This is a genomic window from Mangrovibacterium sp. (assembly GCF_059905295.1).
This window is the reverse complement of the sequence record NZ_JBZQJF010000091.1, coordinates 1-11,291: the sequence shown is the minus strand read 5'-3', so window position 1 is coordinate 11,291 and position 11,291 is coordinate 1. Positions and strand designations below refer to the sequence as shown.

At 43.1% G+C, this 11,291-nt stretch carries 9 protein-coding genes; 5 read left to right on the top strand and 4 right to left on the bottom strand.

From position 1 onward, the window contains the following. The 5 genes from AC37HE_RS04990 to AC37HE_RS04970 form a co-directional block, all read left to right on the top strand. Positions 1-627: alpha/beta hydrolase (locus AC37HE_RS04990; RefSeq protein WP_500781685.1), on the top strand; the 627-nt coding region annotated here is incomplete at its 5' end. A 174-nt stretch (positions 628-801) separates the two neighbouring features. Next, a complete protein-coding gene (locus AC37HE_RS04985; RefSeq protein ID WP_500781684.1) occupies positions 802-3,246 on the top strand; it encodes a glycoside hydrolase family 3 N-terminal domain-containing protein in 2,445 nt (814 codons plus the stop codon). A 107-nt stretch (positions 3,247-3,353) separates the two neighbouring features. Continuing rightward, entirely contained in the window at positions 3,354-5,666 is a 2,313-nt protein-coding gene (locus AC37HE_RS04980) for a glycoside hydrolase family 3 protein (protein WP_500781683.1), read from the top strand. Between the two features lie 76 nt (positions 5,667-5,742). Then, positions 5,743-6,372: a hypothetical protein gene (locus AC37HE_RS04975; RefSeq protein WP_500781682.1), complete on the top strand. Its 630-nt coding sequence runs from the start codon at positions 5,743-5,745 to the stop codon at positions 6,370-6,372. A gap of 161 nt (positions 6,373-6,533) precedes the next feature. After that, positions 6,534-7,253 (top strand): proteasome-type protease, encoded by a 720-nt coding sequence (locus tag AC37HE_RS04970; RefSeq protein ID WP_500781681.1) that lies wholly within the window; start codon positions 6,534-6,536, stop codon positions 7,251-7,253. 294 nt (positions 7,254-7,547) lie between these two features. Here AC37HE_RS04970 and AC37HE_RS04965 read toward each other — a convergent pair whose 3' ends face one another. From AC37HE_RS04965 to AC37HE_RS04950, 4 genes are all read right to left on the bottom strand, one after another. Then, on the bottom strand, positions 7,548-8,081 hold the full coding sequence (locus AC37HE_RS04965) for a GNAT family N-acetyltransferase (RefSeq protein ID WP_500781680.1): 534 nt from the start codon (positions 8,079-8,081) through the stop codon (positions 7,548-7,550). Positions 8,082-8,180: 99 nt separating this feature from the next. Beyond that, complete coding sequence (locus AC37HE_RS04960; protein WP_500781679.1) at positions 8,181-9,530, bottom strand: voltage-gated chloride channel family protein; 1,350 nt, start codon at positions 9,528-9,530, stop codon at positions 8,181-8,183. A 220-nt stretch (positions 9,531-9,750) separates the two neighbouring features. After that, entirely contained in the window at positions 9,751-10,755 is a 1,005-nt protein-coding gene (locus AC37HE_RS04955; RefSeq protein WP_500781678.1) for a glycoside hydrolase family 43 protein, read from the bottom strand. A 193-nt stretch (positions 10,756-10,948) separates the two neighbouring features. Next, positions 10,949-11,291, bottom strand: a 343-nt coding sequence (locus AC37HE_RS04950; protein WP_500781677.1) for a hypothetical protein, incomplete at its 5' end; no start/stop codon positions are given.

The following is an 11,291-nucleotide window of genomic DNA, read 5'->3' as shown; positions in this document are numbered from 1 at the left end:
CCAGTGCTGTACTTGTTACATGGTGCAGGTGGTGATGAAGATGCCTGGAGCACAATGGGGCGTGCCCGTCAGATTCTGGATAACCTGATTGAAAAGGGACTTGCCGTACCTATGATTTGCGTGATGCCCAACGGTAATCCAAATCAAATGGCCGCAAAACCCACCCAACTGCCCGAAAGCGATTTAGATTTTAGAGATCCTTCCAACAAGAATTTGTATGTAAACAGCTTGGTGAAAGACATCGTTCCCTACATCGAAAAGAATTACAGGGTAATTGCAGATCCAGACCACCGAGCTATTTCAGGCCTTTCAATGGGGGGGGGACATACTATCGCAGCAGCCAATGAGTACCCGGGAACCTTTCAGTACATCTGTCCCCTAAGTATGGGCTTGTGGGGAGAACAACCCGATATTGATCAAAAGCTTCAAGGACTTAAAAATGCTGGTTACAAACTTTATTGGTTGGCTTGCGGTAAATCTGATTTTGTTTGGGAAAGTGCCAAAAAACTGGATGCCAAATTAACAGAAAACGGATTGGTGCATACCTTTTTTGTTACCGAAGGTGGTCATACCTGGGCTAATTGGAGAGTTTATCTGAATAATTTCGCTCCTCTCTTATTTAAATAATCGAGGCTGATTTTGTTCTCCTGAACCGAATTTGTTAAGGCCGGAAATTAATCTATCAACTACAACACATCAAGTAGACATGTAAGAACCGGTTGTACAACATATTGGTGATGTCATATTAAAAAATTATCATTGTGTCAACGAGACATAAAACTTAAACTATAAATTCAGCTTATGAAAAACCAATTTAAAAAGACAAGCTTTATTTCTAAGGTTTGTTTATTCAGCTTAACTTTGGGAGTATTTGGTTGCAGCTCGCAACCTAAGCAACCCAGCGATGAAGAAGTGATCAAAAATACAATCGCAAAAATGACATTGGATCAAAAAGCAGAGGTGCTCATCGGTACTGGTATGTTTATGGATCTGCCGGACTCCATTATGAAAAAATTTGGTGGTGGTCAGGATAATGGGATGGACTCAAGCTATAATAACATGGTTAAGCACATCCGCACCTATTTGCCCGGAGCTGCCGGGAATTCGGCAGAGTTTCCGGAATTGGGAATTAGCTCCCAGGTACTAACTGACGGACCTGCCGGATTGCGAATTCAACCAAAACGTAAAGGAGAAGACCGAACTTATTACTGTACTGCTTTTCCGATTGCTACAGTGCTCGCCTCTAGCTGGGATACCGATTTGGTTTATAAAGTTGGTGAAGCTATGGGGAACGAAGTACTGGAATACGGTTCTGATGTTTTGTTGGCTCCGGGTATGAATATTCAACGCGACCCTTTGTGTGGTCGTAACTTCGAATATTATTCAGAAGATCCGCTGGTGACAGGTAAAATGGCTGCTGCCATGGTCAAAGGGATTCAATCAAATGGCGTTGGAACATCGGTTAAGCACTTCGTGGCCAATAACCAGGAAACAAACCGAATGTCAGTAAATACAATTGTTAGCCAGCGTGCCTTACGTGAGATTTACCTGAAAGGCTTCGAGATTGCAGTGAAAGATGCTCAGCCCTGGACGGTCATGTCTTCCTATAACAAACTAAATGGGACTTATACTTCAGAGAATCATGGCCTGCTGACTGATGTTTTGCGGAACGACTGGGGCTTTAAAGGTTATGTAATGACAGACTGGGGTGGTGGTAGCGATGTTGTTGCCCAAATGAAAGCCGGAAACGATATGATTCAACCAGGACAGCCAAAGCAAATTCAGGAATTGATTAATGCTGTTAATGAGGGGGCCATCGACGAGTCTGTTCTGGATAAAAACCTGAGCCATATTTTCGGTATTATGCTGAAAACGCCGAAATATAAGAAATATGACTATTCTTCAAATCCGGATTTGAAAGCGCATGCTGAAGTAACCCGTCAGGCGGCTACCGATGGTATGGTTTTACTTGAAAACCGTGATCAGGCTTTACCAATTGCTGCTGATGTGAAAAAAGTAGCTGCTTTTGGAAACACTTCATACGATTTTATCGCTGGAGGTACTGGTAGTGGCGACGTGAACGAAGCCTACACAATCTCCCTGTTGGAAGGTTTGGAAAATGGTGGATATGCAACTGATGCTGAATTGACTGAAATCTATCAAAAATATATTGAAGCAGAACGTGCAAAGGGTGTTAAAACCGACAACTGGCTGGCTGCAATGATGCATGGTAAAATCCCGGTTACAGAAATGCCTTTATCGAAAGCCTTGGCCAAGAAAATGGCTGCTGAAAACGATATGGCTTTAATCACTATCGGAAGAAACTCCGGAGAAGGTGGCGATCGTAAACCTGTTGCTGGTGACTTCTACTTGACAGATACTGAGAAAGCTTTGATCAAGGACGTTACTGAGGCTTTCCATGCCAAGGGTAAAAAGACCATTGTCGTGTTGAACATTGGAGGTGCTATTGAAACAGCAAGTTGGGCCAAGATTCCCGATGCAGTTTTATTGGCATGGCAACCCGGTCAGGAAGCTGGAAACTCTGTGGTTGATGTGCTTTCGGGTAAGGTGAACCCATCCGGTAAACTAGCTGTTTCATTCCCGGTTTCCTACGACGATGCTCCTTCTTCAAAAACATTCCCTGGACATGAAATTAAATCGGACAATGTGGATAATGCAGCCGACTTATCAGGTTTCTCCTTCATGAAACGTACACCTTGGGAAGTGGTTTATGATGAGGATATCTATGTTGGTTACCGTTACTACAATACCTTTAATGTTCCTGTAGCTTATGAGTTTGGTTACGGATTATCGTACACTAGTTTTGAATTCAGTAACTTACAGTTGAGTTCAGCCAATTTCGAAGGTGAATTAACAGTATCTGTGGATGTGAAAAACACAGGTGCCGTTGCTGGTCGCGAAGTGGTTCAGGTTTATGCATCTGCACCTCAGGTTAAGCTGGAGAAACCGGAAGAAGAATTGGTAGCATTTGGAAAAACCAAGCTACTGAATCCGGGTGAATCAGCAACATTGAGCTTTACAATCAAAGCAACTGATCTGGCCTCATTCGACGAAGCTACTTCAAGTTGGCTTGTTGAAGCTGGAAACTATAAAATTAAGGTAGGAGCATCTTCAACAAAAATTACCCAAACGGCCGACTTTAATGTGGCCAGTGATATCGATGCGGGAAACGTAAGTAATGTGCTTGCCCCTGAAGTATCAATTGACAAGTTAAGCCAAAAATAGGTTTTTCGTTTGTAGATAATTCTTGATCTCCGCTCCTCTTCAGGGGCGGGGATCATTGCTAAACTTGTATTTTTCCTTTCCACCTAAACCCAAAATTAACCTAAACCATGAAGAAGTACGACTATCTCTTTTTATTGGCTGCCATTCTCTTGCTGGGAAGTTGCGGCCCGAAAATTTCGACAGAGGAAAAAGACGGTTTTGTTTTGGTTTCACAAGCCAATGGCCCTAAATTGGGATATTCGCCTAATAGCGGTGTTAAACTGATAACCGAAAAAGGCTACGCCTTTAAAGATTTAAATCGTAACGGGAAGCTTGACGCTTACGAGGACTGGCGTTTGCCGGTTGATAAAAGAGCACAGGATTTGGCTTCTCAGATGACCGTTGAGCAAATTGCCGGCCTGATGCTTTACAGCGCCCATCAAGCAATTCCTGCACGAGGAACCGGCTTTTTTGGTGGAACCTACGGAGGCAAATCATTCGAAGAGAGCGGTGCACAAGCCAGCGATCTGTCCGATGCTCAATTGAAATTCCTGAAGGATGATAACCTTCGGCATGTGCTGATTACTTCGGTCGAGAGTCCGGCTGTGGCAGCACAGTGGAATAATAACGCACAGGCTTATGTTGAAGGTTTTAGCCTGGGAGTGCCCATAAACACGAGTTCCGATCCTCGTCATGGCACCGACTCATATGCTGAGTATAATGCCGGGGCAGGAGGCAAAATTTCCATGTGGCCAAGTACTTTGGGGTTGGCTGCTTCTTTCGATCCGAAACTGATGCAACAGTTTGGTGAGATTGCGGCTTCGGAATACCGGGCTTTGGGAATAACAACAGCCCTGTCTCCCCAAATTGATTTGTCAACCGAACCTCGATGGAGTCGTTTCGATGGAACGATGGGAGAAGATCCGGATCTGGCAACCGATATGGCTCGTGCTTATGTTGATGGTATGCAAACTTCAGCAGGAGAAAAAGAAATTGCCGACGGTTGGGGCTATGGTAGTGTAAATGCGATGGTAAAACACTGGCCTGGTGGTGGCCCCGAAGAAGGTGGCCGCGATGCGCATTTTGGTTATGGCGCTTATGCCGTTTATCCTGGTAATAACCTGGCTGATCATTTGAAGCCTTTCACCGAAGGAGCCTTCAAGCTAAACGGTAAAACTTCGAAAGCAGCGGCAGTAATGCCTTACTACACCATTTCGTGGCAACGCGATACGGTTAATGGCGAGGAAGTGGGAAATAGCTACAACAAGTATCTGATTACCGATTTACTGCGTGAAAAATATGGCTTTGATGGCGTGGTGTGTACCGATTGGATGATTACTAAAGATACCCATAGCGTAGGGACGTTTGAAGGGAAATGTTGGGGTGTGGAGACATTAAGCGAGGCTGAACGTCACTTTAAAGCTTTGGAAGCTGGTGTTGATCAATTTGGCGGTAATAATGTTATGGAACCGGTTATTGCAGCCTATCAAATGGGAGTTGCCAAATATGGCGAACCTGCCATGCGGGCACGTTTTGAGCGCTCGGCTGTTCGATTGCTTCGAAATATCTTCCGCGTTGGTTTGTTTGAAAATCCGTATCTCGATGTTGAACAGACGAAGCAGATTGTTGGTAATCCCGACTACATGAAAGCAGGTTACGAAGCTCAGTTGCGGACAATCATTTTGTTGAAAAATCATCAACAGACTCTGCCGATAAAGCAACGGCTGAAAGTCTATATTCCGGAAAGAATTGTTCCTGCCAGCAAAAACTGGTTTGGTATCGTGGTTCCCGAGAAGCACGAGATTCCGTTTAACCTTGAGGTTGTCAAACATTATTTTGATGTGGTAGCATCTCCGGATGAGGCTGACTTTGCTCTGGTGGGCGTGAAAAACCCCGATGGAGGTGTAGGCTACGATGAGCAAGACCTTGAAAAGGGGGGTAATGGCTATGTGCCAATTAGTCTGCAATACAGTCCTTACAAAGCAGTCGATGCTCGCGAAACAAGTTTGGCAGGCGGCAGTCCTTTTGAGAATTTTACCAACCGAAGCTATAAAGGCAAAACGGTTAAAACGAGCAATAGTGGCGATATGGATTTGGTCCTAAAAACGAAGAAGGAGATGGGCGGTAAGCCGGTGATTGTTGTGGCACATGTAACCAAACCAATGGTTTTCTCTGAAATCGAACCAGCCGCTTCTGCTATATTGGTTCATATGGGAGTGCAGGATCAGGCTCTTATGGAGATTATTTCAGGAGCAGTTGAGCCCTCTGCCTTACTACCGTTTCAAATGCCTGCCAATATGAAAACCGTGGAAGAACAAGATGAAGATGTTCCCAGGGATATGACTCCTTATACTGACTCGGATGGAAATCAGTACGACTTTGCTTTTGGTTTAAACTGGCAGGGTCCCATTGATGATTCGCGGGTAAGTACTTATAAATAATTCACTTCTTAACAATTTTCTTTTCAGCGGAGCACCTGCGTGGTGCTTCGTCTGGAAAGCTATTGCCTAAACCTGAATGAAGAAATTCTACCTGCTATTTTTTTTATTTGTTTGTTTATTTGTTACTTCTGCTTATAGTCAGGGGCTTTCATTTGAACTTACCAGCCTGGAAGATTCGTGGTATGTGAGCAATGCTTTTGTAACTTCCGTTCCGCATAGTTCAGCACTGAGCTTTATGTCTGTTAATTTGCTATCGGCAGATTACCTTGGTGACGAAGAAGTTCGCTTATTGTCCATGAGTAATATTGCCTGGAGTGTAGCCGAATCGTTTAAACCGATACTTGGTTTAATTTATGCTACAGGTGGGAAACCTCAGGCAATGCTTGGTGTTCAGACCGCCTATGTAGGACAAAAATTTAGTGCGAGTTTTTCCCCGTCCTTCTCACCGGGACAAGAAGCTGATTTTAAAATATTGACTGGTATCCAGTTCCTTGCTGAATTGAGACGGGACTTGAGTTTTATAGTGCGTTTAAGAACCTTATCATCAGTTGATTTCAAGGAACATAAATTCTCATCTATGCGCTTCAGAATTGGCTTTAAAAGAAAACGTTATGAACTTGGGTTTGCAGACGATTTTTCACTAATCGGAAATATTTGCGAAGCTTTCAATCACCTTGGACTCTATTTTCAGTATAAACTTTTGTAATTTTATACAAGCTGTAAGTTAATTTTAAAGTTTACAGTTCGTTTTCTGGTTCGTGTCCGTTTTTACGATTCTCATTTTTGCTATCATTGTGCAGCAAGAATTGGCAGTTGCAGTGAAGCAGCTGAAATTAGTGAAGTTGAAACTTTGAAATAAAAACCACCATGACTTATTGTATCGGCATCAAATTGAAGGCAGGCCTTGTGGCGTTAAGTGATACCCGGATTACTTCGGGAAACGAAACAACCAGCGCCCGTAAGTATAAAGTTTATGAACAAGGTGATCAGCATATCTTTTTGATGACCTCCGGCTTACGTTCAGTGCGCGATAAGACGCTGACTTATTTTCAGGAGAGCTTAAATGATAAGCTTGACAATTTCAATAAGCTATATGAAGTGGTCAATGCTTTGGGCGATCAAATTAAACGGGTTGCCAATGAAGATAAGCGAACACTGGCAGAAAGTGGTTTAGATTTCAGCATTAATACCATTGTTGGTGGTAAGTTGATCGGTGATGACGAACACAAACTTTATATGTTGTATCCGCAAGGCAACTGGATTGAAATAGGCGAAGGAACACCATTCTGTATTATTGGCAATTCCGGATACGGAACGCCAATTCTGCGCCGTACGATTACACCGGCTTCAAGTCTTCGGTTTGCTTTAACCGCTGCCTTTTTATCCTTCGATTCCACCCGGGTTTCGGCCAACGATGTGGGTTACCCGATTGATGTGATGATTTACGACAAAGAGAGTCCAAAGATTAAGGTTAAACGATTTGTTGAAAGTGAATTGCAGTACATTTCTAAAATGTGGGGCGAAATGTTGACCCAATCGGTTAATAAAGTTCCGGAAGACTGGGTTGACAGTATTCTTTCTGAATAAATGAAAACAAAATCCCGAAGATAAGGCTTCCCGTTGAGGAAGCTTTTTTTGAAAGTCTTTTCCGAGTTTCAAGGCAACCCGACAACTTCAGATAATAATGACAATCTGATGTCCGAAAAACTTTTCACTTTCATCCCTGTTGGAGATTCCCCGGAACCAGGTCTGTTTTTTGTTTTTACTCCCCTCCTTGTCCCGGTTTACCACCCTACGCATCAGTGATCCGTCAAAAGAGAACCCGGTTGCTGTAGTACGCGTTGGTAATCCATGCCCGGAGAATCGGTTTGCTACTCTGTTTTATTGAAAAAATGCCACATCGAATTGAACTGTTCCTTTCACATTTTTCAAAGCATCGGGGAGGAGTTCAATAGCCATACAATTAATTTCGGGAGCTTCAAATGGCATTTTAATACCAAATTTTCGGCATAGTTCGTATCCAAAGCGAGGATAATAGTGTGCGTGTCCAACAAGCACGATCGATGCATATCCGAGCTCCAGCGCTTTATTTTGTGCCGCAACGATCAATTGACTGCCGATCTTCTGGTTCTGATATTCGGGTAGGACAGATACTGGAGCTAAAACCAGGGATTTATAAGATTTTCCTTCGTCTTCAATTGTTGTCTTCGTTAGCAGAATATGTCCGACAATAGTGCCATCATCCAGACAAGCTACCAATGATAATTCTGGGACAAAATTCGCTGTTTTTCGTAACTGTTCTACGATAAATTGTTCATTATGCTCACTGACATCCATGGATGCAAAAGCAGCTTTAACAATTTCAAAAACAGTTTGATGGTCGGCCTTGGTTTCTTGTCTTATCTTTACTTTCATCGGTTTCGTGTTGAAATGAACTAGATCTAAGTTCGGAAAAATTGAGCTAAAGTTCCAATTTAAAAACGATATTCAACAACACACCTATTCTGTTGTCTTTTATTTTTTGCCCTTCTTCGTTTCCCAAATTTGTTTCAGGGTTTGGTTGGTTTCAGTACGGTATTTGAACTCTCCTTTTGAAACGCCCAACCGTTGCGACGAATAGATCCCGGAGTTGCCGCTGAAATAGTAGGCAATAAAACAGGCAATGGCATAATACAGAATGTATTCACCGCCAAACAGTTCAACACCCATCAGAGTACAAGCCATTGGCGTATTGGTAGCTCCGGCAAATACAGCGATGAACCCGATTGCTGCAAACAGGTCAACCGGATTTCCGGTGAGTGTTGCAACCGTATTTCCCAAAGTAGCTCCGATGAAAAATAAAGGTGTTACCTCGCCACCTTTAAATCCGGTACCGAGTGTTACTGCCGTAAAAATCAGCTTCCAAAACCAACTCATCAGATCCACGCCATCAGGCTTAAAGGCATTAACAAGGCTGACGCCTGTACCATCGGGCGTTGTTACGCCAATCCCCAAATAATCACGGGTGCCCAGCAGAAATGTCATGGCGATAACGACCAACCCACCAACAGCCGGAATCAGCAATTTGTGTTTGATAAACCGGTTTGCCAGGTTTTTGATTTCATGCGTGAGGTAGGCAAAAGCATTACCTGCCAGTCCAAAAAAGATACCTCCGATAATAACAAAGAAGATTAGTTTCAGGTCGAAATGCAAAAACGAAATGGAAGACTGTATATGTTCATGGAAATTGACATGATAATGGGTATGAGTGATACCGTACATCGAGCAAATGATATCGGCCATTATTGAAGCCGAAAGGGCAGGGAAGAGCGCATCATACTTAATCTTTCCAAAAGCCAGTACCTCAAGTGCAAAGATGGCTCCGGCAATAGGAGTTCCGAATACCGCACCAAAACCTGCAGCAACCCCTGAAATAAGCAGAATTCGTGTATCCTCTTTCGATAGTTTGAGTAGTTTCCCAACAAAAGCAGCCATACTACCGCCAATTTGAACGGCTGTACCTTCTCGTCCGGCCGAGCCACCAAAAAGGTGTGTTACCACAGTCGTAATTAATACAAACGGAGCCATACGTGCCGGAATACCACCACCCGGTTTGTGAATCTCATCGACCACCAAGTTGTTGCCGGCCTCTGAATTCTTTCCTTTAAACCGATAAAGTGCAACAATCGCAATCCCCGCCAGTGGAAGAAGATAAAGCAACCAACCGTATTGCCAACGGGTTTCGGTAGCCAGTTCCAGTAAAAACAGGAATATGGCAACCAGTGTTCCGGAAATAGCTGCAACCGGGAGGGTTAATAAAAACCATTTCAGCACATATTTCAGAATGTAGAACTGATCCAGGTGGCGTTTGATCTTTAGGGGCATAAGCGGTTCTTTTCAGTGAGTTTGTCCGTATATTTTTTGTTGAACCGTAAAATTACACGAATTATTCAGGTAATAATTGAATTTGCTTTTCGAAAGCAAATGGAAAGGCTGAATTAATACAAACGAAAGAATGGACCATCAGGAAAGGGGATCTATGCAGGCATAAAAAACGCGGACATAAAAGCCCGCGTCGTATTTTTATTGAATTAATTTTTGACTGTTAATCACCTAGCATTTGCATGAAGTCAGGAAATCCGCTTTCAGTCCATTCAACCACACGGGCACGTGTTGCACGGTTCGGATCTGACAGTTCATTTCCCTTAATTTCTCTGTAATCGCGATCATGGTAGATCATAATTGTCGTTTTACCATCTTCGGAAGTCGTAAATGAGTTATGTCCCGGTCCATACCTTTTTACATCTGCATTGGAGGAGAAAACAGGAGCCGGCGATTTGTTCCAGTTGTGAATATCCAGTAAGTCGGCATCTGCATCAATCCACAGTAAGCCAATGCAGTAATTGTCGTTGGTGGCGCTGGCAGAATAAGTCACAAATATTTTTCCGTTCTTTTCGATAACAGCCGGGCCTTCATTAACATTGTACTTCACCTTTTCCCAGCTAAAATCAGGCTCGCTAATAACCACTTCCGGACCGGTTAATGTCGTTGGATTTTTCATTTCAGAGAGAACCAATGCGGTTCCATGATCTTTACCACGTACATTTTGAGCCCAAATTAGATAGCGCTTACCCTTGTGTTCAAAAGTGGTGGCATCCAGTGAGAAGGTTTCCTGTTTTGTTTTAATCTGTCCTTCTTCTTTCCAAGTTCCTTTCATCGGGTCTTTGGAGTCATTTGATAAAACCCACATGCGGATGTTCCAGATTTTTTCGGCTTCACCGGCAGCAAAGTAAATGTACCATTTACCATCGATGCGGTGTAGCTCAGGAGCCCAAATGTGATGTCCCATGACACCTGTTGCATGTTTGTGCCAAAGCTCTTTCTCTTTTGCTTCTTTTAAACCATTTATCGTTTTGGCTTTTCGCATGACAATGCGGTCATATTCCGGAACGGTTGCAATTAGGTAGTAGGTGCCATCGTCTGCTTTATATACCCAGGGATCGGCCCGTTTTTCGGCAATCGGATTATTAAAATGAAGGGATTGCGCAAAGCTAATTTCTGTTACTAAAAGTGCAATTGCTGCGAGTGTAATAATTCGTAGTAGTTTCATTCTTGTTGTGATCTTTGGTTGCGTAATTTATATCAACTGGATAAGCAAAATCCAAGCCAAATATAGTAAATGTTGAGGGCTTACCGGTCGCCAGAAGCTGTTCGCATAACAAAGACTTATTTTACTGAATGGTCCTCACAGTATTTTCTATCCATGTTGTAGAATAAGCAAAGTATTCTGCCTGTTCCTTATGCTATTTGGGAAATCCAAAACGGTAATTGTACGAAAGTAAGAGTGATTTTCGGTTGCCAATAAGACCAACTTCAGTACGAAATTGATGATGCTTATCCAGCTGGTATTGCCCGCCAATGATAAAGTTCCAATCTTGTTTCGGCTGTTTACGGATACGATAACCAATCGTTCCCGAGCCGTCGGCAGCGGCCAATTTGTCCATAACCGGGGTGAGCACTTTATCAGCTATCAATTTTTGTGGCAATTTAGCTTCGTTGTTATACCAGTTCCAATATTGATCGACAATCTCGTCGCGTCGATCCCAGGTTTCGGCAGGTAGTAAATTTCGAAAACCAATTGTACCT